This is a genomic window from Croceitalea sp. MTPC5, from assembly GCF_036985505.1.
Lineage (GTDB): Bacteria > Bacteroidota > Bacteroidia > Flavobacteriales > Flavobacteriaceae > Croceitalea.
Genome location: NZ_BTGQ01000007.1, coordinates 64,208 through 89,904, shown reverse-complemented (window position 1 = coordinate 89,904; position 25,697 = coordinate 64,208). Strand labels below are relative to the sequence as shown.

Genomic DNA, 25,697 nt, shown 5'->3' with positions numbered 1-25,697 from the left:
TATTCCTAAAAATAAACGATATGAAAATCCTTAACGTCATTATTTCTTCCCCAAGAAATAGGAAAGTACAATCAAGCTTAAAATGCCCACTATCGCTTTGACCTATATATTTGGTATATGCATTGCCTTTAGGGAAACTTTGTTTATGCGCGCAAAGGAATCGTTATCAAAACGCTATAACCGCTTTCTTTGATAAAATCGACGCTTCCCCTTAATTGCCGGGTAAGGCCTTTGATCAATTTTTTACCAAATAAGGAGGATTTTTTGTTTGGGATTTTATTTTGCGCGATATTATTTTCCGTATTGTTGCCATTGTCTTTGACCTCTAGATAGAGTAGATCTTCTTTTTTCTTGAGGCCTATATATAGCTCACCTCCTTTATCATAAGAAAATGCATATTTAATACTGTTGGTAATCAATTCATTGACTATAAGCCCTAAGGCAACGGCCCTAGTAGAATCAAGTATCAAATCATCTATTTGCTTGGTTACGCGAACCGTTGGGAAGTGATCGAAATGACTTTTGATCATTTTTTCAAGATAGTTCCCCATATTTACTACTGCCGGGGTATCAGCTTGAAAAAGCTGCTGGTGAAGTAGGGAGATACTGTGCACCCGTTGCCTGCTCTCTTGAACTATTGCCTTAGCTTCTACATTTTTCGTTTCATTTATCTGGGCATTCAACAGGCTTTCTATAATAAAGAGGTTGTTTTTGGCCCTGTGGTTTATTTCTTGCAACAGCATTCCTTTTTCATCCAGCGCCTGTGAAATGATATTGCTTTGTTTTTTAATCTCCTCGGTTTGTTCGGCAAGCAATTCATTCGCTATTTTCTTCTGCCGATATTTACTGAAATAGACACCCATAAGCAACAAAACGAGTATCAATAAAATTCCACCACCCGTAAGGGCTAGTCGTTGTCGGCTGTTCTTTAAAGTTACGACTTGGTTCTGAGCGGATAATAAGGTAATCTCATCTTCTTTCTTTTCAGTTTCATACTGCAATTGCATTTCGGCAAACTCTTTCTGCTTACGTTCGTTCAAGATCGTATCTTTATATTTAAAAGCTTGATTTAAATGATGAAAGGCCATTTTAAAATTACCTTCTTTGTTCAAAGCTTGGGCCAAAATGTAATTGGCATCAAAAAGACCTTTGACATCATTGCTCTTTGCAGCTCCTGATAAGGCCAGTTCTGCCAAGTTGGACGAACTTTCGAAATTCCCTTTTTGATATAGTATTTCTGCCAAGTCTAACAGGGCTTCTTTAGTTTTTTCGGCCTCCTCTTTGTTTTTCATAAATGCATAAACACGAGTTAAGTGCATTTCAGCTTCATCAATACGTCCGTCAGCCAGAAGTGCCCTACCCAAACGACCAGCTACCAAATTTTCAAACATTTTAAGGTTGCCCATAGCCACAAAAGAATCGTATGCTGCCTGAAGGTTCGTTATGGCATTTTTAATGTCACCACGCTCCAGTTGAACATATCCGAGTGAATTCTGATATAGTATATCGGCGATTTTACCCCTTCCCATGGCCACTGAATTATCCCTTACCTGTTGAAAATAAGCAATGGATTCATCATAGAGGCCCATTTTTAGATTGAGCAGTGCTACATTGTACAGACTGACCGTTAAACCTTTCAAATCCCCTAAATCCCTTTTGATTTTTTCAGAGGCGATATAGGCGTCACGTGCCCGAACATATTCACCCTTACGTTGATATATTTCTCCGAATGTATTGTACGAGAATGCTTCAAATTTTCGAAGTTTGGCCCGTTTTGACTTATTTAGGGCCATTTCCGCGAATTCAAGTGCCTTATGGTAATCCCCGAGCTCAAGATGCCCGAGCGCCTTGCAAAAATAGGCCTTGGCCAAACCTCCATGATAACCTTTGGTCGTGGAGATTGCTATCATGCTATCAGCGTAAAAAAATGTCTTTTTTTTATCCGGTAATGAATATCGTGATAAAAAATAGAGCAGATCTACTTTGGCCGTATCGTTCTTAACTGATTTTAATTGGGTTCTGATACTATCTAAATCTACAAATTGTGCATTAACCGTTGAATAAGATAAGAACGCGAAAATGACAAAGAGTTTCGCTACCGGAAGATTTAAAGTAATTGGTTTCATTATACGACATGTGTTCGAGTAGGGTAGGTATTTAAATACACCATCGTTCTATTTCTACCATCATAAATATACAGGTGTACCCCTGTAATTCATAGACCGTCCCTATTCAAGTTAAGCACCTGATTTTGTTTAAGTTTTTACTTCATTAAATGGCTTGTGAAAGCATTATAAGTTAACTTTACCTTCAAGGTACTTTCATTAAAGTCTAAAAACGTCAAAAAAGTGAAAAATAATAGCACTTTTCAAAGTCATGACACTTGACTATTTTTTACTTTTATTTTATGTATTTGAAAATCAATATCTTACATTGTATTGTTCAAATAATACAAAAAGGTCTTATTTTAAATGACCTTGGTGTAAAGTACCTGTGAACCAGTCTTAAGGGTACTAAAAGTATGAAGCATCTTTAACTGGGAATGAAAGACAAAAGTTAAACAAAATAGGGCATTGGTTACAGTCTTTAGGACTTCTTATTATTTTTTGAACCCAAAATACTAGGTTCATCCCTATTATTGAAAATAATGATTTAGGCTATGCCAAGTTGATTCTTAACCTAAAAAAGACGGGTTTAAGTAGCATTCCATCGGTTTTTGGCAGAAGTATTTTTACCATTGGGCGTTGATACCCCCGTCTTTCGTTATTTAGTATTATCATTTTATGATAGTAAGGATGGTAAACACCATTTTTTTGCCCATTAATCTAAAACATTCCTTAAATTTAAAGCTTTACGTTAAACAAAATGGGAATGTATTACCTAGGGATAGATTTGGGCAGTTCTTCAATAAAAGTGGCATTGGTCAAAAGCGATACGGGCGAAGAAGTGACCGTAGTACAAGAGCCCGAAGAAGAAATGTCGATGTACGCGGAGTACAGTGGTTGGGCCGAGCAAGATCCCGAAATATGGTGGAACCATGTCTGCAAAGGGATACAACGTATCAAGACGACCCAAAATATTGATGCAAAAGATATTATTGGTGTGGGTATAGCCTATCAAATGCATGGCTTGGTCGTGGTTGATAAGGAAGGAAACCCATTACGAAAATCCATAATTTGGTGCGACAGTCGTGCTGTTGACATTGGTAGCAAAGCCTATCATGACATCGGAGAAACCAAATGTGATGGACACTTATTGAATTCACCAGCTAATTTCACGGCTTCTAAATTAGCATGGGTAAAGCGTAATGAACCCGATGTCTTTGCCAAGGTTGATAAGTTTATGCTTCCAGGCGATTATATCGCCTTTCGCCTTTCGAACATTATCAATTCGACGGTTTCCGGTTTGTCAGAAGGGGTTTTCTGGGATTTTAAGACCGATACCATATCGCAAGATGTTTTAGCCTATTACGATATACCTGAGGCCATAGTGCCTGAATTGGTACCAACTTTTGGTACGCAAAGCACCGTATCGACCTTAGGTGCCCAACAAAGCGGATTGGCCGAGGGGACTCCTATTCTATATCGCGCAGGCGACCAGCCCAATAATGCCTTGGCCCTAAATGTGTTCAATGTAGGCGAAATTGCCGCAACTGGTGGCACCTCTGGAGTGGTCTACGCGATTACCGATAATCTTTCGGTTAAGGAGACGGCACGGGTAAATAATTTCGCCCACGTCAATTACGGTGAGAATAATCAAAAAAACATTGGGAAGTTGTTGTGCGTAAACGGTGCAGGAATACAGTATCGCTGGCTGTTGAACAATTTATCGGTTTCTTCTTATGATGAAATGAACACCTTGGCCGATACTGTTGAAATTGGTGCAAACGGTGTTCAAATAATTCCCTTTGGTAACGGGGCCGAACGAATGCTTGACAATAAAGAAGTAGGTACCCGAATCTTGAATTTGAATTTGAACCGGCACTCTAAGGCACACTTATGCAGGGCGGCATTGGAAGGTATCGCATTTGCCTTTGTATATGGTATTGAGATCATGAAATCTGATGGAATCAAAGCAACCGTGATGAAAGCGGGCAATGATAATTTATTTCGCTCAGCGCTGTTTTCAAATGCGATTGCTACCTTAACAGGGCAAGATATTGAGATTTACAATACGACAGGAGCAATAGGGGCCGCTAGGGCATGCGCTATCCCTGAAAAGGGATATGATACCTTTTCCTCATTTATGGAGCATGATTATATCAAGACCTATCATCCCACTGAGCATAAAACGGACTATCAAAAGGCGTATGAAAAGTGGAAACACGAATTGGAATCAATAATTAACTAACTAATATTCATAACAATGGCACTCTTAGGAGAAAAAGAATTTTTTAAAGGAATCGGTGAGATCAAATACGAGGGAAAAGAGTCTGATAACCCGTTGGCCTTCAAATTTTATAATCCGGATCAAGTAGTCGCAGGCAAGACGATGCGCGATCATTTTAAATTTGCCGTAGCCTATTGGCATACCTTATGTGGTACTGGTGGTGATCCTTTCGGCCCGGGTACCAAACAATTTCCCTGGTCTACCCACCCAGACCCTTTAAAAGCAGCTGAGGATAAAGCAGATGCAGCTTTTGAGTTCATTACCAAAATGGGGTTTGATTACTATTGCTTTCATGATTTTGATCTAATCGATGAAGGGGGTTCCCTTGTTGAATCAGAAAAAAGAATTCAACACATTGTTTCGTATTTGAAAGATAAGCAAGAGGCCTCAGGGGTGAAGTTGCTTTGGGGGACCTCCAATTGTTTTTCCAATCCAAGATATATGAATGGTGCAGCCAGCAACCCAGATTTTGATGTTGTGGCTCGGGCCGGGGCGCAAGTGAAAATCGCCTTGGATGCTACCATGGCCCTTAACGGCGAGAACTATGTTTTTTGGGGTGGTCGAGAAGGGTACATGTCGCTTTTGAACACCAACATGAAATTGGAACAAGATAATATTGGTCGGTTCTTGAATATGGCGAAGGACTATGCCCGAAGCCAGGGCTTTAAAGGCACCTTCTTCATCGAACCAAAACCTATGGAACCGACCAAACATCAATATGATTTTGATGCGGCAACTTCGATAAATACGATTCGGGCCTATGGATTGGAGAATGATTTTAAATTGAACATTGAAGTGAACCACGCCACCCTCGCCCAACATACCTTTCAGCATGAATTGCAGGTTGCAGCAGATGCCGGCATGTTGGGAAGTATAGATGCCAACCGGGGTGATTATCAAAATGGCTGGGATACCGACCAATTTCCGAATAATGTAATGGAGACCGCAGAAGCCATGTTGGTATTTCTAAAATCCGGAGGATTACAAGGTGGAGGGGTTAACTTTGATGCCAAGACCAGACGTAATTCAACGGATTTGGATGATATTTTCTTGGCCCACATAGGCGGTGCAGACACCTTTGCCCGTGCTTTGTTGGTTGCTGATGCCGTCATTCAAAATTCTCCATATGAGGATTTGTTGGGCAAACGATACGGATCTTTTGCTTCAGGAAAAGGGGCGGATTTTGTTTCAGGTAAACTTTCCTTGACCGATTTGTACGATCATGCAAGTGCCAACGGAGAACCAAAACAGACCAGCGGTAAACAAGAGTTGTTTGAGAATATTTTAAATCAATACAGTTAGTAATCCGCCTATGGAATCGATATTGGAAACCGCGGATTGGTGGGTATTAGGGGCCTATCTTTTTGCCTTGATAGGGGTGGCCGTTTGGGTGGTGCTACAAAAAAACAAGAATACCGAAGACTATTTTTTAGCAGGTCGAAATGTAGGTTGGTTCGTAATCGGGGCCTCGATCTTTGCATCGAACATAGGATCGGAACACGTTGTTGGCCTAGCAGGTACCGGTGCTGAATCGGGTATGCCCATGGCCCACTATGAATTGCATGCTTGGATCGTATTATTATTAGGCTGGTTATTTCTGCCCTTCTATTTTCGCAGCAATGCGTTTACGATGCCCGAGTTTTTAGAAAAACGTTTTGATAGTCGGTCCCGATGGTTTTTATCCGTCTTTTCACTGGTGGGCTATGTGATCACCAAAGTTTCAGTAACCATTTATGCCGGGGGTATCGTAGTGTCTGAATTATTGGGGATTCCATTCTGGTATGGAGCCATTGGTATTGTTGTATTTACGGGAGCTTACACTATTATCGGCGGTATGAAGGCCGTTATTTATACTGAAACCTTGCAAACCGTGATTTTGATTGCAGGCTCTTTGATCATTACCTACCTAGGCCTTGAAAAAGTAGGTGGCTGGGAAGAATTACGTTTGGCGGCAGGTAGCGAGCATTTCAATATGTGGCGCCCTATAAATGACCCCGACTTTCCATGGACGGGTATGCTGATTGGAGGTACCATCGTAGGAATTTGGTATTGGTGTACCGACCAATATATCGTACAACGGACCTTGGCCGCTAACAATATCAAAATAGGAAGAAGAGGGGCGATTTTTGGGGCCTACCTAAAATTGTTGCCTATTTTTATTTTTCTAATACCCGGTATTATTGCTTTTGCCCTTGCCCAACAAGGTGTATTGACCTACGAAAAAAGTGATGAGGTCTTTCCGGTTTTGGTAAAGACCCTTTTGCCTGTTGGTTTAAAAGGCCTGGTAGCAGGGGGATTAATGGCCGCCTTAATGAGTTCGTTGGCCTCGGTATTTAATTCTTGCTCCACGATATTTACGATTGATATCTATAAAAAGCTAAAACCGCTGACCGACGAGAAGAAATTGCTTAGAATAGGTAAGGTAGCTACCTCCATTGTTGTTGTTTTGGGCATTATTTGGATTCCGATTATGGAAAAAATAGGTGGCGGAGTACTTTATCAATACTTACAAAGTGTACAATCGTATATCGCACCACCCATAACGGCGGTCTTTTTGTTGGGCATTCTATGGAAACGAACCAATTCCAAAGCGGCAATCGTTACCTTATTTTCCGGCTTGGTAGTGGCAGCGCTCCGTATTATGGCAGAAATCTATCAAATGGACCTTTCGGGGGTTTTCCTATCGTTTGCGACTATCAATTTTGCCCATATGGCTATTTTTATGTTCATTTTTTCAGTAATCATTTGTATATCGGTGACCTTGGCGACCAATCCACCCGATTATGCGGCTATTCGAGGGCTCTCTTTAGGAACCTTGACCGAAGAGGATATTAAATTGAACAAACAAAGTATTTCTACCGTAGATATCATTTTGTCGCTGGTATTGATTGTAGTGGTTATAGGTGTACTTTCCTATTTCACGGGATAACATAGTAATAAGAACTGTTTTGAAAAAAGAAATGACCATTTTTGTAGATATGGACGAGGTAATTGCCGATTCATATCAAGCCCATATCGATATTTATAATGAAGAATACGAGGGCAATTTCACCAAAATGGATTGTCTGGGTAAGGAATTTTGGCAATGCGTGCCTGAACAACACCAACAGCGTGTGAAGGACCATGCCTGGCAGGTAAACTATTTTCGAGACTTAAAGGTTATCGAGCATAGTCAAGACGTGCTTAAGGAGTTGAGCAAGCTGCATCATGTCTACATTGCCTCAGCTGCAATGCAGTTTCCGAATTCGCTTCTTGAAAAATCAGAATGGCTAGACGATTTTTTTCCATTTATTCCATGGCAAAATCGAATTTTGTGTGGGGATAAGCACATTTTAAAAGGTGATGTTTTGATTGATGATAGAAGTTATAACCTAAGGCATTTTGAAGGTCGTACGCTTTTATTTACGTCACCCCATAATACGGGAACAAATGATTTTGAAAGAGTGGATTCATGGTTGGAAATTGGAGAAAGATTATTGAAATGAAAAACTTTTTCGTCGTAGTGGTATCGCTCTTAATGACGGGATGTGCAGGACAAAGCCGCCTTATTGAGGGGGAACTGGAGACTGTCTCGACGGAAAATCTGCAATACTACCTGTATTATCCTCAAGCGTATGAAGGTAATGCGGACAAAGATTTCGGACTGTTGTTATTTTTACACGGAGGGGGGGAATCTGGAGGCGATTTAGATGAAATAAAGAAGAGCGGCCCCCCTAAACTGTTGGCAGAAGGTAAGGAATTCCCTTTTTTGGTCTTGGCCCCCCAGAATCCGCACCAGAAAAAATGGTGGAATGTTGAGGCGATAACCCAATTGTTGGATTCCGTTATCGCCGAAAATAGGGTAGACCCGAAAAGGATCTATTTAACCGGATTGAGCCGTGGGGGAGGGGCCGCATGGAACATGGCCGTTCAATACCCCGATAAATGGGCTGCTTTGGTCGTGGTTTGTGGTATGGCGCCCATTCCCTATGCGCATTGGATAGATAAAAACATGCCCATTTGGGTATTCCATGGGGATGAGGATGCGTCCATATCGGTTGAAGAATCAGATCAGATGGTAGCCAGATTAAAAAAAATGGGCTATGATGTCAATTACACCCGTTACGAGGGTGTGGGGCACAATTCATGGACCCGGGCTTATACTACTGATGGGCTTTATGAATGGATTGCAGATCAAAAACGGGAATGATATGTGCAGGATAACCTTTTTGGTCATTGTCGTCTGCTTAGTGGGATGCAAACGTAGTTCATCGTCATCTTTACCCGTATTGGAATCGAAAGAAGTGGGTTTTGAAAAGACCGAAGCTAAAGACACGATACTAGCTCCAGTAGCGCCGGAAGATAGTATTGTAGCCGAGGTTCAATTAAAGTCTCTTACAGGGCTAGCCGACACCACGTTTATTAGATTGGCAGATTTTAGTACCGATTTCGCCTATGATATGCGTTATGCCACCAAGAATAATTTTTTAAAGGCCAAAGTCTATGATTGTGCGGAGTGCTATACCCGCGTAAAAACAGCAAAGGCACTGCTAGCTGCCAACAAGGAATTCATGGAAAAGGGATACCGAATCAAGTTCTATGATTGTTATCGCCCCAATTCGGTGCAGTATAAGATGTGGGCTATAATGCCGAATCCGCAGTATGTGGCAAATCCCGTAAAAGGTTCTATCCATAACAAGGGTGGGGCAGTAGATATTACCTTGGTTGATTTAGAGGGTAATGAACTGGATATGGGTACGGATTTTGATTTTTTCGGGAAGAGGGCACATCACGACCATGTGGATTTACCCCAAAATATTTTGAACAACCGAAAACTGCTAAAAGAGACCATGGAGGCCCATGGCTTTTGGTCCATTAGAACGGAGTGGTGGCATTATAACTTATCGGCTGGCTCCAATGATAAGGTCGCTGATTTTAAGTGGGATTGTGAGTGAACGGCTCCGTACATGAAAAGTAGCACTGAAAATAAGCGTTAACTTTTTAGATTAAACACAAGCCGAATTTTTAAATTTCACATTTATTTTTTATTGGAAATCGTCAAATTTAAAAATTTGGCAACTTTCCAAAAATGCCCAAACCTTAATGTTAGCATAAGCTTGCGCTATTTTTTATATACAATGTTACCTACTGGCATTTAACGATTTAAATTCAATTGACCATTCCATTAATTGGTCAAGAATTGGTTTTAATGTTAGTCCTTCTTTTGTTAGGTCATATTCTACCGTGATCGGAACTGTATTAAAGGTGGTTCGCTTAACTATTCCGATTGCTTCTAAGTCCTTTAGTTCCTTACTTAGCATTTTAGGTGAAATTCCTACTACTTCTCTCTCTAATTCTTTGAATCTTTTTTTTCCAAAATATAGTTTTGATAGAATATGAATTTTCCATTTTCCTCCTAAAACTCTCATAATAAATTGTAGCGATGATACTTTATTTTCACATTCTTGCATTTTATTTTTTATATAATAGTTTATAAATCAATTAGCTATAGTTTATGAAATTAATATACTTTTTGGTTACTACTTGCAAAAGTATAGTATTGAATTTATGTTTGCAATGTATTTAGAATATAATATGAATATTAAACTGCTTTTTGGACTTTTTATAATATTAAATTACAGTAATACTATGCTATTTGCGCAATCAAATGATGCTGTTTTAGGATTTTATTGGTCGCCCAAAAAGGATGGAAAAATAGAAATTTATAAAGAGGGAAATAAATATCACGGAAAATTTGTGTGGACGAGAGAATCTAAATCGGATATTAATAACCCGAATGAGGAACTTAGAAAAAGAGATTTACTCGGAATGATTTTCTTAAAGGATTTCGTCTTCATTGACGGAAAATATAAAAATGGGAAAATTTATGACCCAGAAAGTGGTAAGACTTATAATTCTATAATGTGGATTGATAAAAGCGATTTAAAGGTTAGAGGTTATGTTGGTTTTTCTTTCTTGGGCAGAACAGAAATTTTCACAAAAGCAAATAAATAATTTTAAAAAATAAAAATTGAATATGGAATCAATAATTTTTTACGGAATCTTGGGGATTATAAGTTTAATATACCTAATTGCTGGCGCTCAAAAATTAATTGGTAAAGAACCAATGAAAAGCCGTATGGAAGAGATGAATAATGGGGGAATAGTAATGCGTACGATTGGCATAGTAGAAATCATAGGCGTCTTCGGTCTTTGGATAGCCAATATTCGACCCTTTTCTTTAATCTGTTTATTACCTTTTGCTGTTGGTGGATTAGCCTCACACATTGTATTAAGGCATAATTTTCGAGAAAGGAATATTCCTGCTGTGCTTATGATAGTATTTATTATTATAGCTTTAGTTCTTGACCCAAGCTTTTCAATAACGTTTCATTGAATATCAACCAATTTCGTTTCAGAGCTGTTTTTTCAGCTTGTAGGTAACGGCAGTCTATCTCAAAACTAATTTTACCTCTCTGAGAATATCGTATTTGAGATTTTTCAAAGACACCTCCCGAATATCAAAATTAAAATGATAGGTTTTGAGATAGTCTGACGGTCTTGTATATGAAACTTAGTGTGAAAAAAGACACTGACTTTTCGGGTTAACACAGAGTCGAATTTTTATATTTTGTTTTTTAATTTTTCTCTTTTTAAAAGCCAAATTAAAAATTTGGCGGTCTTTGCAAATAAGTACAAGCCTCTAGGTTTAGTACTTAATAGCTATGTTTTATACACCGTGTTGTGCATAGTTTTTTAAGTGTCAAGAGAAATCTCATTCCAGTCAAATTCTTTGTAAACTGTATATTCTAATGCTTTTCTTCTTTCCATTATTATGTCCAAATCAACTTTGTCCGATTGTTTTTCAGTCAAATTGTTATTTCGAGCGAACTAATGAGCACAATAAAACTTGTCCAACATTTCAAAGATATCGACTTGATTTCTCAATTTGAATTTAGATATAAATTTTTCGGCTGGTTCATTTTTCGCAATGTTAGGAATTAATGTAGCAAGTGAATCTTCTACACCAGTGTTCAAAGTCAGATTGTTATGAAATCCACCAACCCAAGCAAAAGTCTAAATAGCTTCTACAAACCAGTAAATATCGGTTTGAGTTTGTTCGGGTAATTCAGAATATTCCGTTTGCAAATATTTCAACTCCTTAACGTTTAGACTCGTTAAAAGTCCGTTTTCTTCAAGCCATTTCTTTATTATTTCTCTTGGTGCTTGAAGGTGTAATTGAAATAATGCCTTCAAAACCAAAGTTCTACGCGCAATTTCTTTTGGTTCTTTAAATTCAGGATTATCTAAATAGGGCAGATGTTCAATTACTTCAATTCCAGAAGAACGCAATTGTTTTGTATTCCTATCTTTTACTTTTTCAGGTTTATTTTCTTTTGAAACCACATTTTTTTTCAATTATGCACAACAACGATATATCATCAATGATCATATATCTTTTATATAGAATACTAAGATACCCAATTATGGTATTTATAGCTGTTGGCCAACAATCACAATCCGTTGGTTGTTTAAATCAGTGGTAAAAAACAGATAGGTGTCACCACCCTCATTCAGTTTGAACTTTTTTCTGAGGTTAGCAACGGATTCAGGGAAATTACGCGTAGTGATATTGACCTTTGTCAGCCCAAGCTGTTGAAGTTTCTTTTTGTTGTAAGTCAAGGCATTCTGAATTTTGAAGCGACGTCCGGGGAAGGTCAGCAATCTGTCAGCGGTATACAAATGCGAATGTTCATGCAATTTTTTTACACCCATGGTTTTTCCGATAGATTTAAAACCACCTGATTTCAGAATGGCGGCATTGGGTTCGTAGAGATAGGTACCTGGCAATCCTAATTCTGCAACAATCCCTTTTTCCGTCGAAAGGGTGAAATCAAAATGGTGTTCTTTATCTTTTACAAGATTGACCGTTTTGATCGCTACCTCACCTTGATAGCCTTTTTCTAAAATCCATAGCAATTCCTTGACCTCATTTTTAACGGCAACCACATGAATTTCCTTTACGAATTTCAATTCTGAGATTCCTTGCGAAATATCCAAGAGGGGAGAGGTCTTTACCAAGATATTTTTGGTTTTCTGAAAAATGGCATCCAATTCGTCAGGAATATTCGGAAGGCAATCCTGCAATAAAAATACTTTACCCCTCACCTCATTCCTGCGCGAGGGATCCACAAAAACCCAGTCAAATTTTAGGTCTGAATTCTTCAAAAATTTGATACCATCGCCGATTTTAAAAGTGGTGTTTTTCACCCCTAAGACCTTAAAATTATGGGCTGCGATTTCAGATAGGTTTTCATTCATTTCACAATGAATGATGTCATCAAATTTCTTTGAAAAGAAATAGCTGTCGACCCCTAATCCCCCAGTGATGTCGAGCAGTGATTTTCCATGTATCAAATCGGCCTTGTATTCGGCAGTCGCTTCTGAACTGGTCTGCTCAATATGCAACTTTTTTGGATAGTATATTTTGGGGGTATTGAACCAAGACGGGAGTTTATATCGGCACTTTTTTTTGGCTTCTAGCTGCTCCACCAATTCTTTTTGGCCAACACCGTCAAAAAAAGGCTTTTTTAGCAATACTGACACGATGTCAGTATCCCAATTATTTTTTATAAAATCCTGTACACCAGATTTTAAAATAGATTCATTCAAACTGTTGCTATAAGTCTTTGGTTAGCTTTTTTACGATGCTGTTTTCGCTCAAAAATTCTTTTAAAATTACCTTTATCGCAGTATAGCCGGGTACTGCGATGACCATTCCCACGACTCCAAAAAGCAATCCCGCTATGATAATGACCAAAAAAATTTCAAGCGGATGCGACTTGACGGAATTCGAAAAAATAAAGGGTTGCGAAAAGAAATTATCGATGAGTTGCCCAATGCACAATCCGATAAGGACATACAATGTTTTTGCTAAGATTACCGAGCTAAAATCAGCACCTAAATAACTGGTCATTGTAAGGGTGATCATGATGACCCCACCGATGATCGGACCCACATACGGAATGATGTTAAAGAGGGAACATAAAAAGGCAATTACGATCGCATTTTCAACCCCGACGATAAGCAGGGTGATGGTGTAAATAATGAATAAAATAAAAAGCTGGAGTAAAATGCCCCCAAAGTATCTAGACAGCAGGTTATTGATCTTGTCAATCGATTTAACCAGGCTACCCTCTTTGGTACTCGGTACGAAGGTCATGAGGCCGTTTTGAAATAGTTTACTATCCTTCAAGAAGAAAAATGAAATAAATAGAACCGAGAAAAGCCCGATACTAAAATTGCTGAGCACATTGAAAAACGAGTTCAAGAAATCTGGTATAAAATTCAGGTCTAGGCCTTCGATGATGTTCTTGTTCAAATCAGAATCTTCTATGATCTCGTCAACGTTGGCGGTAGAAATGCCCAGGTAATCGGTAATCTCGAGATATAAATTGTTTAGGTTGTCTTTCAAGGCCTCAATATCCAACAGGGAAAGGTTCCTACTTTGTTCATTCACCAGCGGGATAAAAAGCGCCAAAATGCCAATGAAAACCCCCAACATCAAAAACATGGTCAGAACCACGGCCAAAGTGTTCGGAAACTTCAATTTCCTCCTTAAGAATAGTACTATTGGCCTACCCAACAAGGCGATTACGGCAGCGATGGCCAAGTAGGCCAATACCGATTGGATCTCAATCAAAAAATAGAAAGTGATTACGATTGCAGCTATGATAAAAACTGCCCTAAGAATACCATTTGCAATGGTTTTTGAGTTCATAGATTAGGTTTTAAAGGCATAGGCTATGATATTGGCCCCCATTTGTAGGGCTTTCAAACGAATTTCCTCAGGGTCATTGTGTACTGAGGGGTCTTCCCACCCATCACCCAAATCACTTTCGTATGTGAACAGCAGTATCAAGCGACCTTCGTGAAAGATACCCAAGGCTTGCGGTCGTTTTCCATCGTGTTCATGAATTTTTGGTAATCCTTCAGGGAATTGGAATTTTTGACTGAAAACAGGGTGGTCACTACCCAATTCCTCCAACTCCTCATCAGGAAAAACTTTTTTGAGTTCCCTTTTTAAATACGGGTACATGCCATAATTGTCATCAATGTGCAAAAAGCCACCGGCCAAAAGATAGGTCTGCAAATTTTCTGCCTCTTCGTCAGAAAAGAAAACATTACCGTGGCCAGTCATATGTAAAAAGGGGAATTGAAAAATAGTGGGGTCACCCACTTCTACGGTTTGGGGCTTTTCTGTTATTTGGGTGTTGATGTTCTTATTACAGAATTCAATCAAATTGGGTAATGCGGTAGGGTTCGAATACCAATCGCCACCGCCACCATACTTTAGAATGGCGACCTCTTGTGATTGTATTGTGGTTATCACAAAAAAAGTTAAAAAACAATACCCCAAAGTAAGTTGTTTCATCAAAACGCGAATAATCGATAAAATCAAAAATACCGAATATAATGTATAAAAAAATCATAATACCAATAGTAATATTCGTCGGGTTGACAACAACGGCATTCTATACGATGAATGAAGTGGAAAATGCAAAGAATGGGGAAGAAAAGCCAGTTTTAGGTGAGTATGACGCAGTGGTGGTGTTGGAACTTTTTACCTCACAAGGATGTTCTAGTTGCCCCCCGGCGGATGTTTTATTGGATAAAGCCAAAAAAGACTTTCCTGAAAAGGTATTCGCACTATCCTATCATGTGGATTATTGGAACTATATTGGATGGGAAGACCCTTTTAGCAAATCGACCTTTAGCAAGAAGCAAAGGGCTTACAATCAAAAATTTAAATCGAGAAGCAACTATACCCCACAGTTGGTGGTCAACGGTAAAGAGCATTTCGTAGGTTCGAATGGGTACAAATTGGATACTAAAATTCAAGAATACGGTAAACAGAAGGTTATCAACGATATTCAGCTATCCAATATAAAAGAAAACGGTCGCAGCATCACTTTTGATTATACGGTAAAGGGAACGTTGAACGATAAGCAATTACGGGCAGTCTTGGTATTGGATGAACGTACCACAGCGGTAAAACGAGGTGAAAACCGAAGCCGGGTGCTTAAAAATGCCAATGTCGTGATTGCCGAAAAATACATTCCGTTGAATACTGCAAGGGGTACCTCTAGTCTGACGATCCCCAGTTTGGCCAGTGCATCCGATGATTTAACCTTAATTTTGGTAATTGAAAATAAAGAAACCGATATCACCGGCGCGGTAAAATCGAAAGTCTAATTGTTGATAACAGCCACTACGGTACAGGCATAAATTGCGGCGGTTTCCGTTCGTAGACGATTTCTTCCTAAGGAAATTGGCAAGAAATCATTTTCATAGGCCAGTTTCACTTCATCCGATGAAAAATCACCTTCTGGGCCTATCAAGATAATGATGTCCTTATCAGCCTGTAGACGACGTTTGAGTTCCACTTTTTCACTTTTTTGACAATGGGCGATGAACTTAAGATCTGCTTTGGTGCTTTGTACAAACTGTTTATAAGTGACCATAGGGTTCAATTTGGGTAAGAAGGTCTGTAACGATTGCTTCATGGCCGATTGTAATACTTTTTCAAGCCGTTCTGGTTTAATGACCTTTCTTTCTGAATTTTTACAAAGTATAGGGGTAATTTCATGAATGCCTATTTCGGTGGCTTTTTCTAGAAACCATTCGAACCGATCGTTCATTTTCGTGGGGGCGACGGCGAGGTGTAGCGTGTGCAACCTCGGTATGGTACGTTCTTCCTTGATCAACTGTGCCTTGCACTTTTTTGCATCGGCACTGATTATCTTCGCTTCATATAAATAACCCCGGCCATTGGTTATGTGTAAAACGTCGCCTTCATTTTTACGAAGTACCCTTACGATATGTTTGCTTTCTTCTGGTGAAAAGAAAAATTGTTTGAAACTGTTATCAAGGGATGGATCGTAAAATAGTTGCATCAACTTTCGTTTAATTTTTGTTTCGCATGTTCTAGTCCCAGCGTTATCCAATAATGGAGCTGTTCTTCAGATTGGTATCCTTCGGGTAATACATAAATGAATTCTTTCATTGGCCTGCCCGTGAAATCCATAGGTTCTACAAAGGGTTTGGCCAATTCACTGGCCATCTTCGCATCTCGAACCCGAACCATCAACCTTGCCTTAATGGGGCCAACTGTCATTTTGCCTTTGTACAAAAATGCAAGGCCACCGAACATCTTTTTTTCTTCGAAAATTTCTGGGAAGATCTTCAAAGCTGTCCGTATCCTGCGTGTTAAGTCCTCATTATAATCCATTGTCTACAGGATATACCTCGCTTTTGCAGCGATATTTTGTGATGCAAAGTCTTGTTGAAGGTATTTGTAATATCCTACGATACCGATCATCGCCGCATTATCGGTACAATATTCGAACTTCGGAATATAGGTGGTCCAACCTAAATCAGTTTCCGCAGCTTTAAGTCTAGATCGAATTCCAGAATTCGCAGCGACACCACCCCCGATAGCTATTTGTTTGATTTTGGTCGTCTTCACTGCCAATTTCAATTTGTCCATTAGAATTTCTAAGATAGTGAATTGAATGGAGGCACAAATGTCGTGAAGATTTTCTTTTACAAAATCCGGGTTTGCCTTTTGTTGCTTTTGAATGAAATACAGTATGCTTGTTTTCAGTCCGCTGAAACTAAAATGCAATCCCTCAACCTTGGGTTTTGGAAAAACAAATGCTTTTGGATTACCCTTTTTGGCATACTCATCGATCAAAGGTCCACCAGGGTAAGGTAGTCCTAATAGTTTCGCACTTTTGTCAAAAGCTTCCCCGACCGCATCATCAAGGGTCTCGCCCAAGACTTCCATATTAAAATGATCTTTGACCAGAATGATCTGTGTATGGCCGCCACTGATGGTCATCGCCAAAAACGGAAAGCTCGGTGGTGGTTGTTCATCCCCTTTTATGAAGTGGGCCATGATATGCGCTTGCATATGATTGACCTCAATTAAGGGAATACCCAGGCCCAAGGCCATTGACTTTGCAAATGAGGTGCCGACCAATAAAGATCCCATAAGGCCCGGACCTCTCGTAAAAGCTATTGCCGATAGTTGTTTTTTAGCGATATTTGCCTTGGCCAAAGCTTGGTGTACCACCGGTACGATGTTTTGTTGATGTGCCCTCGATGCCAACTCGGGTACAACACCCCCATATTGCTCATGAATATGTTGTGTGGCAACAACATTGCTCAGTACGGTGTCATTGCAGAGTACAGCGGCAGATGTGTCGTCACAAGACGATTCTATGGCCAGAATAAAGTTTTCTTGACTTTTCACCTATTTTGGAATAAAAGTTGACAGACAAAGATAAAAGGTAAAACGTTATCAAAAAACTTCGGAAAATACTGCTAAGGTCTGTACTTGTATTGTTGCTGATACTAGTGCTTTCCAGTATATTTTTTTCACTCCCCCCAGTTCAGACCTATATCGCAAAACGGGCTACCAAAAGTTTGAATGAAAAATTCGGGACCAATATCAATATCGATAGGGTGCAATTTTCCCCATTTTCGATGAGCACTACAATCAAGGATATTTATGTAGAGGATTATCGAAATGATACCTTGATTTTCATTAATAAGTTGTCGACATCCATTTTGAGTCTCAGAAAAATTGTCGGTGGTAGGCTTGAATTTGGCGATATCGATATTGATGGACTCTCCTTCAATTTAAAGACTTACGAGGGTGAAGAAGACACCAATTTGGATGTATTCATAGAAAAATTGGATGATGGTGAGCCACGACAACCAGGAACCCCCCCATTTTTTATGGCCTCATCACAAATTACCATAGCTGACGGACGCTTTAGATTGGTGGATGATAATTTGGAGACAAAAGAAATCCTTGATTTTAGGGAGTTGGGTATCGTTGCCAAAGATTTTGAGATTCTTGGCCCAAACGTTACTACGGATGTGAAGGAACTTTCACTGCGCAGTAAGCGTAATATTCAAGTGGACCAACTGGCTACCAACTTTAAATATACAAAACAGCAAATGCGATTTGATTCCTTATCCTTAGTTACGAAGGGATCGAAGTTAAGGGGCAATTTGGTCTTTAATTATAATCGAGAAGACTTTGCCGATTTCATTGATAAAGTGAAAGTTACCGCGAATTTTGAGGAATCAACAGTCTCCTTTAATGAGATAAATGCATACTACAACGAATTCGGAATCGACAAAACGGCTACGTTTTCAACCAAAGTGGGCGGTGTCTTGAATAACCTTGCGGTTACCGATCTCATTTTATCGTCAGATAACACCGGCATACGGGGTGATTTCAATTTCAGAAACTTGTTTAGGGAAGAAGAACCCTTCGTCATGACCGCCAAAATGGATAGGGTTACCTCAAGCTATTACCAATTGAGAGGGCTGATGCCCAAGGTTTTGGGAGCTAGTATTCCAGCTTCATTTCAGAAATTCGGACAGTTTACCGTGAGGGGTGATGCAGAGGTGACCGACTCTTCGATTGACGCCCAAGTCAACTTGACAACGGCTTTGGGCAGTAGTTACTCCGATTTACAGATGACCAATTTCAATAATATCGAAGATGTATCTTATCGTGGTTTTATATCATTGATAGATTTCGATTTAGGGGCGTTCATTGACAACCCGCAATTGGGCAAAACGACCTTGGATGTGAATGTTGAAGGCCGTGGTTTTATCGCTGAAGAACTCAATACAGAGGCCATCGGTGAAATTTATAGTATTACTTTTAACAAGTATACCTATAAGAGCATCCAGATTTCAGGCCTGCTCAAAGAAGAACTTTTTGATGGTACCTTATTGAGTAATGACGAAAATTTAAAATTGAATTTCAAGGGATTGGCTGACTTTAGTGCAGCGCAAAATGAATTCAATTTTATTGCCGATGTGGATTATGCCGATTTTAAAAAATTGAATTTTATTACCGACAGCGTTTCGATTTTTAAGGGTAATGTTAGAATGGATATCACCGGAAACTCTTTAGACAATACCACGGGTGAAATAAAGTTTGAGAATACGCGGTATGAAAATAAAAACGATACCTATTATTTTGATGATTTTGCCATTTCATCAACGTTTGAAAACGATTCTTTAAGAAACATCCAAATCATATCGCCTGATATCATAACAGGGTATATGAAAGGTAATTTTAAAGTAGCGGAACTTGGTAAGCTTTTTCAAAACTCCCTGGGCAGTATCTATACGAATTACAAGCCCTATCAGATATCAGACGGCCAGTCACTGTCTTTTAATTTCAAGATTTACAATAAGATAGTCAATATCTTTTTTCCAGAAGTGAGTTTTGGTCCTGAGACTTTTATACGAGGTAATATTGTAGCTGACGAGGGAGATTTTAAGCTAACCTTTAAATCACCTGATATAGAGGCTTTTAAGAATGAATTTGAAAATATCGAACTGAAGATCGACAATAAAAATCCGCTTTTCAATACCTTTTTATCGGTTGGGAATATGCGGACGGTCTACTATAATTTCAAAGACTTTAATTTGATCAATACTACTTTGAAGGACACCTTGTTTTTTAGAACCGAGTTCAAGGGGGGTAGTGAGTTGAATGACAGCTACAATTTGAACTTCTACCATACCTTCAATGAAGATAATAAATCGGTCATAGGCTTAAAAAAATCAGAGGTCAACTTTAAGGGCAATAACTGGGTGCTCAATAAGTTGGGAAATCGCCAGAATAAGGTCATCGTAAACAGGACACTTGATAGCATTGAAATCAAGGAAATCGTCATGGACAATGGTTTGGACGAACAAATTCGGTTACGTGGTGAATTGGCCGATTCGACCTATAAAGACTTACAATTGCAGTTCAAAATCGTGTCTTTGGATAAAATAACCCCGGCCATCGATAGTTTGCAGCTTGATGGGCAGGTAAATGGTTTCTTGAACATCTTACAGAAAGACGGAAAATATTTACCCTCTTCAAGCCTTGATATTAAAGACTTTGCGGTTAATAAGATGTTATTGGGTGATATGGAGGTGGTTATTTTTGGAAATAATGACCTTTCTGAGTTTGGGGTAAACACCTGGCTTACTGAAGATGGCCAAGAACGGTTCAGTTTAAGTGGTAAGATAAATAACACTAAAACCGAGACCACAGTAGACCTTTTGACTTCTTTAAATGAGTTTAAATTGGAGCCTTTTGCACCTTTAGGAGAAGATATTATCTCGAACATTAGGGGTTTGGTCAGCGGTAATACGCGTATAACGGGCAACGTAAACAATCCAGAATTCAATGGTACCTTGACCTTGGACCAGGCCGGAATTGGTATTCCCTATTTAAACGTCGATTATGATTTTGGCCCATTGTCAAAAGTCAGGTTGTTTGATCAATCCTTCTATTTTGAGAATATAACCTTGACCGACAATTCTTATGCTACCCAAGCAAATTTAGATGGTACGATAAGTCACACGGCCTTCGATGATTGGAACCTAAATTTGAATTTGGTGACAGATAGTGATAGGTTTTTGATTCTAAATACCGAATACGATGAAGATGAGCTTTATTATGGCACTGGTTTTGTCAACGGTAATGGAAGTATTTATGGGCCAACCACTGGTTTGAATATTGATTTTGAAGGCTCTTCGGCAAGGGGGACCCAATTGAAGATTCCGTTAAGTGATGTTACCAGTGTTGGTGATTATTCCTTCATCAACTTCATAGAAAAAGATGAAAAAAGTGTTCTTGAGGGCGAACGGGTTTTAGACGATTATCAGGGTCTGGAGCTTTCGTTTGATTTAAACGTGACGCCTGATGCAGAGGTCGAGGTGGTGGTGGATCGTGAAAGTGGTAGTACATTGAAAGGCACTGGGGCAGGCCTGCTTTTAATTGAGATCAATACGAACGGCAAATTCGTGATGAACGGAGAGTTTGTGGTGGTAACCGGTGATTTTAGGTTTAGAAGGGCAGGTTTGATCGATAAGACCTTTACCGTTAGACCCGGTGGTACCATTCTTTGGGAGCGTGACCCCCTAAAAGCACAATTGGACTTAACGGCCGTCTATGCCTTGAATGCGAACCCGGCACCATTGTTATTGGACAATCCGGGGTATACGAGACGCATACCGACCGAAGTGGTAGTCCGTTTGAATGGGGAGCTCGAAAGCCCAACCATCGATTTTGATATCGAATTCCCTGGTACGAGCTCCGTGGTCAAATCTGAGTTGGAATACCAACTACAAGATCCCACTATCGAAAGCAATAATGCCTTTTTTCTCTTGGCACAGGGTACATTTGTCAATAATGGTGCGGGATTTAACCAGCAAGCCGTAACGGGTAACCTGATTCAGACCGCATCAGGACTTTTAAATCAAGTGTTGAGCGGTAATAATGATAAATTCAATTTAGGGCTGTCATACGAACAGGGCTTTACCGATGCTGATATTGAAACCGAAAATAGGATTGGGGTAACCGTTTCCACACAGATTTCTGACAGGATCTTGGTCAATGGTCGGGTAGGGGTTCCGGTAGGCGGCGTTTCTGAAACCGTAGTTGCCGGCGATGTAGAGGTACAGGTGCTGTTGAATGAGGAAGGAACGTTAAGTGCAAAGATTTTCAACAGGGAGAACGAAATACAGCAGTTTTTGGCTGAACGACAAGGCTATACCCAAGGGGTCGGATTATCGTATCAAGTTGACTTTAATAATTTCAAAGAACTGATGTCCAAAATCTTTAATTCCGATAAAAAGCGAAGGGAAAAAGAAGAAAGGGACCTCCCATCAAATTCGAACATTATGGGGAAAGATAGTTTGATTCGTTTTTATAGTAAAGCCCCAGCCCCAAAGAATTAATTTCTAAGATATTGTGATTTTTTTTGATGAAGCGTGATACGAAATCGTTTGCGTGCCCGGTATCGTCCAAATTAGTAGTAAGGTCATTTTTTTATTAGAATAAGTTTGCTAGTTTTGATCTCTTAAATTTGAAAATGGCCCATAAAATCAACAAAATAGCGGTGCTCACATCAGGGGGTGATTCCCCAGGAATGAATGCCGCCATACGTTCCGTTGTAAGAACCTGTGCCTTCATGAAGTTGAAGTGCGTTGCGGTGTATCGTGGCTATCAAGGGATGATTGATGGTGACTTCGAAGAAATGGACGCCCGTAGCGTAAATAACATTATCAATAAAGGAGGTACCATTTTAAAATCTGCGCGATGTGAGGAGTTTAGAACCCCTGAAGGACGCAAAAAGGCATATGGGCAATTGGTGAAAAATGGTATTGATGCTTTCGTGGTCATAGGGGGAAATGGAAGTTTCGCAGGAGGGCTCAAGTTTAATGAAGAGTTTAATTTTCCGGTAATGGGCATTCCAGGTACCATCGACAATGATATTTTGGGTACCTCGTATACCATCGGTTTTGATACGGCAATAAATACAGTAGTCGAGGTCATAGACAAAATTAGGGATACCGCAAGTTCGCATAACCGTCTCTTCTTTGTAGAGGTAATGGGGCGTGATGTTGGGCATATTGCATTAAATGCAGGTGTAGGTGCCGGTGCGGAAGAAATACTTATTCCCGAGCAAAATTTGGGTTTAGATCGATTGCTTGATTCCTTAAAGCGTAGCAAAAAATCCGGAAAATCCTCAAGCATCGTCATTGTGGCCGAAGGGGATAAAATAGGTAAAAATGTCTTCCAATTAAAAGATTATGTAGAAGAACACCTTCCAATCTATGATGTCAGAGTTTCCGTATTGGGGCATATGCAAAGAGGGGGCAACCCAACTTGTTTTGACCGTGTATTGGCCAGCAGAATGGGTGTGAAGGCTGTGGAGGCTTTGATGGAGGACAAGACGAATTACATGGTAGGTATTCGTAACAATAAACTGATACTTACCCCAATAAGTGAGGCAATAAAAGCGCATACCCCGGTCGACGAAGAGTTGATACGGGTATCTGATATAATGACAACGTAAAATAAACTTTAAAAACAATAAAATGGCACAAGTAAAAATTGGTATTAATGGATTTGGAAGAATAGGAAGGTTGGTCTTCAGGGCTTCCATAAAAAGGGATAATGTTGATGTGGTCGCCATAAACGATTTGTTGGATGTGGAACATCTTGCCTACTTACTTAAATATGATTCGGTACACGGTAGGTTTGACGGAACTGTCGAGGTTCAGGATGGTCATTTGGTGGTAAATGGAAAAACGGTTCGGATCACAGCGGAAAGAGACCCCAAAAATCTGAAGTGGGATGAAGTTGGTGCAGATTTAGTAGCAGAATGTACCGGTATTTTCACTACACTTGAGACCGCTCAATACCACATTGACGGGGGTGCCAAAAAAGTGGTGATCTCTGCGCCTTCAAAAGATGCGCCGATGTTCGTAATGGGGGTAAACCATAAGGATGTCAAGGCGAGCGATACCATTGTATCGAATGCCTCATGTACAACAAATTGCTTGGCTCCCTTGGCAAAAGTATTGAACGACAACTTCGGTATAGAAGAAGGTCTAATGACCACGGTTCACGCCACCACGGCAACGCAACTGACTGTTGATGGACCATCAAAAAAGGATTATAGGGGTGGTAGAAGTGCCATGTTGAACATAATTCCGGCTTCGACCGGTGCAGCCAAAGCGGTGACCAAGGTAATACCATCTTTAGAAGGGAAGCTTACCGGAATGGCATTCAGGGTGCCCACAGCTGATGTATCAGTAGTTGATTTGACGGTTCGTCTAGAAAAGGAAACTTCTTATGAAGAAATCAAAAAAGTCTTCAAGTCAGCATCTGAGGGTGAACTAAGTGGAATATTAGGTTACACCGAAGATGCGGTCGTCTCCCAAGATTTCGTATCTGACCCGCATACAAGTATTTTTGATGCTGGTGCCGGAATCGAGTTGAACTCCAAGTTCTTTAAATTGATCTCATGGTACGATAACGAAGCCGGCTTTTCAAATAAGATGCTGGATTTAGCTGCCCACGTAGCCAGTTTATAAGTCGGTAATAATTCTATATTCCTGAAAATAGTGTTACTTTCATTATTTTCAGGAATATTTATTTTTAAAGGATATGATTTTAATCGTTGATAGTGGTGCTACGAAGTCTGATTGGATTGCGCTTGATGACAAAGGGGAACAGCTCTTTGTGACACAGACCTTGGGGTTAAGCCCTGAGGTACTTACAAGAGAGGTGATTGAAGACAGGTTGGCCAATAATTTTGAACTGTCAAAAAATAAGGAAGCCGTGTCCCAACTCTATTTTTATGGAGCAGGATGTGGTACGGACCGCATGAAGAAGTTTTTAAAGGAAATCTTTAAGGACTTTTTTCCGAATGCGAAAGCCTCGGTACGTGAAGATACGTACGCAGCTATTTATGCAACAACTAAAATCGGGCATCAGGGCATTGTCTGTATTTTAGGAACCGGTTCAAATTGTAGCTATTACGATGGTCATCAGCTATTTCAAAAGGTTACTTCCTTAGGTTATATCCTTATGGACGATGGCAGTGGTAATTTTTTCGGAAGAAAGTTGTTACGGGATTATTACTTCCATAAAATGCCACAAGATTTAGGCATGAAGTTCGCCAAAGAGTACGAACTTGATGCCGATGTCATTAAAGATAATCTATACAAACAACCTAATCCGAATACCTATCTAGCTACCTTCGCGCGCTTTATCGTCGAAAATAGGGAGCATCCGTATTGCAGGGGGGTTATCGACAAAGGCTTTCAACAGTTCGTCAATAACTATGTCATGCAATTTGAATTGGCCACAAAGGTTCCCGTTAGTTTCGTAGGTAGTATTGCCCATTTTCTTAGGGAAGAATTGGCTACCGTCATTGAACGAAACGATTTGATCTTAGGTGTTATCAGACAAAGGCCTATAGATGGCTTGGTCGATTTTCACAAGAGTACTATCTGACGGCGATCATAGAAATCTCGACATTGACGAACATGGGTAGGTTGGCGACTTCAACCGTTTCCCTGGCTGGTGCAGTATCTGAGTCGAAGTAACTTCCGTAAACCTCGTTTACCTGGGCAAACTGGTGCATATCTTTCAAAAAAATGGAAGTTTTGACCACATTTTCAAAAGTCATACCGGCTTCTTCCAAAATGGCCTTTAGGTTTTGCATGCACCGTTCCGCCTCTATTTTCACATCACCTTCCACCAACTTTCCAGTTGAAGGGTCAATAGGGGTCTGCCCAGAAATATAAAGGGTATCCTTGACTAAAATTGCCTGATTGTAGGGTCCAATAGGTGCTGGGGCCTTCGAAGTCGTGATCACTGTTTTCATATGGATTTTTTAGATGGCGTAATTTACGATGAAGAACTGTAAATATAAAGT

General features: G+C 39.8%; 23 protein-coding genes. 13 read left to right on the top strand and 10 right to left on the bottom strand.

Going from position 1 to position 25,697, the window contains the following annotated elements:
* Nucleotides 1-143 precede the first annotated feature (143 nt).
* A complete protein-coding gene (locus AACM45_RS18615; protein ID WP_339144537.1) occupies nt 144-2,126 on the bottom strand; it encodes a tetratricopeptide repeat-containing sensor histidine kinase in 1,983 nt (660 codons plus the stop codon).
* Between the two features lie 745 nt (nt 2,127-2,871).
* On the opposite strand from AACM45_RS18615, the gene AACM45_RS18610 reads away from it, so the two are divergent.
* The 6 genes from AACM45_RS18610 to AACM45_RS18585 are packed head-to-tail and all read left to right on the top strand — an operon-like array spanning nt 2,872 to nt 9,323.
* Nucleotides 2,872-4,350, top strand: a complete 1,479-nt coding sequence (locus AACM45_RS18610; protein ID WP_339144535.1) for a xylulokinase — start codon at nt 2,872-2,874, stop codon at nt 4,348-4,350.
* Nucleotides 4,351-4,365: 15 nt separating this feature from the next.
* On the top strand, nt 4,366-5,691 hold the full coding sequence (gene xylA / locus AACM45_RS18605) for a xylose isomerase (protein ID WP_339144534.1): 1,326 nt from the start codon (nt 4,366-4,368) through the stop codon (nt 5,689-5,691).
* A gap of 10 nt (nt 5,692-5,701) precedes the next feature.
* Nucleotides 5,702-7,318: a sodium:solute symporter gene (locus AACM45_RS18600; protein WP_339144533.1), complete on the top strand. Its 1,617-nt coding sequence runs from the start codon at nt 5,702-5,704 to the stop codon at nt 7,316-7,318.
* 19 nt (nt 7,319-7,337) lie between these two features.
* Nucleotides 7,338-7,874, top strand: coding sequence for a 5' nucleotidase, NT5C type (locus AACM45_RS18595; RefSeq protein WP_339144531.1), 537 nt, complete (start codon nt 7,338-7,340; stop codon nt 7,872-7,874).
* The gene (locus tag AACM45_RS18590) at nt 7,871-8,578 is read left to right on the top strand and encodes a carboxylesterase family protein (RefSeq protein ID WP_339144530.1); all 708 of its coding nucleotides are present in this window, start codon (nt 7,871-7,873) and stop codon (nt 8,576-8,578) included. Before AACM45_RS18595 ends, AACM45_RS18590 begins: the two co-directional genes overlap by 4 nt.
* A gap of 1 nt (nt 8,579) precedes the next feature.
* Nucleotides 8,580-9,323, top strand: a complete 744-nt coding sequence (locus AACM45_RS18585; protein WP_339144529.1) for a M15 family metallopeptidase — start codon at nt 8,580-8,582, stop codon at nt 9,321-9,323.
* Nucleotides 9,324-9,509: 186 nt separating this feature from the next.
* Here AACM45_RS18585 and AACM45_RS18580 read toward each other — a convergent pair whose 3' ends face one another.
* Nucleotides 9,510-9,839: a winged helix-turn-helix transcriptional regulator gene (locus AACM45_RS18580; protein WP_339144527.1), complete on the bottom strand. Its 330-nt coding sequence runs from the start codon at nt 9,837-9,839 to the stop codon at nt 9,510-9,512.
* A gap of 124 nt (nt 9,840-9,963) precedes the next feature.
* Between AACM45_RS18580 and AACM45_RS18575 the strand changes: the two genes are divergently transcribed.
* Nucleotides 9,964-10,383 (top strand): DUF2147 domain-containing protein, encoded by a 420-nt coding sequence (locus tag AACM45_RS18575; protein ID WP_339144525.1) that lies wholly within the window; start codon nt 9,964-9,966, stop codon nt 10,381-10,383.
* A gap of 22 nt (nt 10,384-10,405) precedes the next feature.
* Nucleotides 10,406-10,765: a DoxX family protein gene (locus tag AACM45_RS18570; RefSeq protein ID WP_339144524.1), complete on the top strand. Its 360-nt coding sequence runs from the start codon at nt 10,406-10,408 to the stop codon at nt 10,763-10,765.
* 680 nt (nt 10,766-11,445) lie between these two features.
* Here AACM45_RS18570 and AACM45_RS18565 read toward each other — a convergent pair.
* From AACM45_RS18565 to AACM45_RS18550, 4 genes are all read right to left on the bottom strand, one after another.
* Complete coding sequence (locus AACM45_RS18565; RefSeq protein WP_339144523.1) at nt 11,446-11,787, bottom strand: DUF4272 domain-containing protein; 342 nt, start codon at nt 11,785-11,787, stop codon at nt 11,446-11,448.
* Between the two features lie 75 nt (nt 11,788-11,862).
* Nucleotides 11,863-13,041: a THUMP-like domain-containing protein gene (locus tag AACM45_RS18560; protein WP_339144522.1), complete on the bottom strand. Its 1,179-nt coding sequence runs from the start codon at nt 13,039-13,041 to the stop codon at nt 11,863-11,865.
* A 7-nt stretch (nt 13,042-13,048) separates the two neighbouring features.
* Nucleotides 13,049-14,149: an AI-2E family transporter gene (locus AACM45_RS18555; protein ID WP_339144521.1), complete on the bottom strand. Its 1,101-nt coding sequence runs from the start codon at nt 14,147-14,149 to the stop codon at nt 13,049-13,051.
* Between the two features lie 3 nt (nt 14,150-14,152).
* On the bottom strand, nt 14,153-14,803 hold the full coding sequence (locus AACM45_RS18550; RefSeq protein WP_339144520.1) for a DUF4159 domain-containing protein: 651 nt from the start codon (nt 14,801-14,803) through the stop codon (nt 14,153-14,155).
* A gap of 41 nt (nt 14,804-14,844) precedes the next feature.
* Here AACM45_RS18550 and AACM45_RS18545 point away from each other — a divergent pair, with 41 nt between their 5' ends.
* A complete protein-coding gene (locus AACM45_RS18545) occupies nt 14,845-15,624 on the top strand; it encodes a DUF1223 domain-containing protein (protein ID WP_339144519.1) in 780 nt (259 codons plus the stop codon).
* Here the strand turns inward: AACM45_RS18545 and AACM45_RS18540 are convergent.
* Genes AACM45_RS18540 through tsaD form a run of 3 tightly spaced genes read right to left on the bottom strand, consistent with a single transcriptional unit; the run spans nt 15,621 to nt 17,686 of the window.
* Nucleotides 15,621-16,325 (bottom strand): 16S rRNA (uracil(1498)-N(3))-methyltransferase, encoded by a 705-nt coding sequence (locus AACM45_RS18540; protein WP_339144517.1) that lies wholly within the window; start codon nt 16,323-16,325, stop codon nt 15,621-15,623. The genes AACM45_RS18545 and AACM45_RS18540 overlap by 4 nt on opposite strands.
* Entirely contained in the window at nt 16,325-16,660 is a 336-nt protein-coding gene (locus AACM45_RS18535) for a TfoX/Sxy family protein (RefSeq protein WP_339144516.1), read from the bottom strand. The genes AACM45_RS18540 and AACM45_RS18535 overlap by 1 nt, the downstream gene beginning before the upstream one ends.
* A 3-nt stretch (nt 16,661-16,663) precedes the next feature.
* On the bottom strand, nt 16,664-17,686 hold the full coding sequence (gene tsaD, locus AACM45_RS18530; protein ID WP_339144515.1) for a tRNA (adenosine(37)-N6)-threonylcarbamoyltransferase complex transferase subunit TsaD: 1,023 nt from the start codon (nt 17,684-17,686) through the stop codon (nt 16,664-16,666).
* Nucleotides 17,687-17,775: 89 nt separating this feature from the next.
* On the opposite strand from tsaD, the gene AACM45_RS18525 reads away from it, so the two are divergent.
* The 4 genes from AACM45_RS18525 to AACM45_RS18510 all read left to right on the top strand — a co-directional run bounded on the left by AACM45_RS18525 (nt 17,776) and on the right by AACM45_RS18510 (nt 25,273).
* Nucleotides 17,776-22,203, top strand: a complete 4,428-nt coding sequence (locus AACM45_RS18525) for a translocation/assembly module TamB domain-containing protein (protein ID WP_445227736.1) — start codon at nt 17,776-17,778, stop codon at nt 22,201-22,203.
* A 134-nt stretch (nt 22,204-22,337) separates the two neighbouring features.
* Nucleotides 22,338-23,324 carry a 6-phosphofructokinase gene (gene pfkA, locus AACM45_RS18520; RefSeq protein ID WP_339144513.1) on the top strand — a complete coding sequence of 329 codons (987 nt, stop codon included), beginning with the start codon at nt 22,338-22,340 and terminating at the stop codon, nt 23,322-23,324.
* A 22-nt stretch (nt 23,325-23,346) separates the two neighbouring features.
* On the top strand, nt 23,347-24,348 hold the full coding sequence (gene gap, locus AACM45_RS18515; RefSeq protein WP_339144512.1) for a type I glyceraldehyde-3-phosphate dehydrogenase: 1,002 nt from the start codon (nt 23,347-23,349) through the stop codon (nt 24,346-24,348).
* 73 nt (nt 24,349-24,421) lie between these two features.
* Nucleotides 24,422-25,273, top strand: coding sequence for an N-acetylglucosamine kinase (locus AACM45_RS18510; protein WP_339144511.1), 852 nt, complete (start codon nt 24,422-24,424; stop codon nt 25,271-25,273).
* On the opposite strand, the gene AACM45_RS18505 is transcribed toward AACM45_RS18510, so the two are convergent.
* Complete coding sequence (locus AACM45_RS18505) at nt 25,266-25,646, bottom strand: RidA family protein (protein ID WP_339144510.1); 381 nt, start codon at nt 25,644-25,646, stop codon at nt 25,266-25,268. The genes AACM45_RS18510 and AACM45_RS18505 overlap by 8 nt on opposite strands.
* Nucleotides 25,647-25,697: the final 51 nt, after the last annotated feature.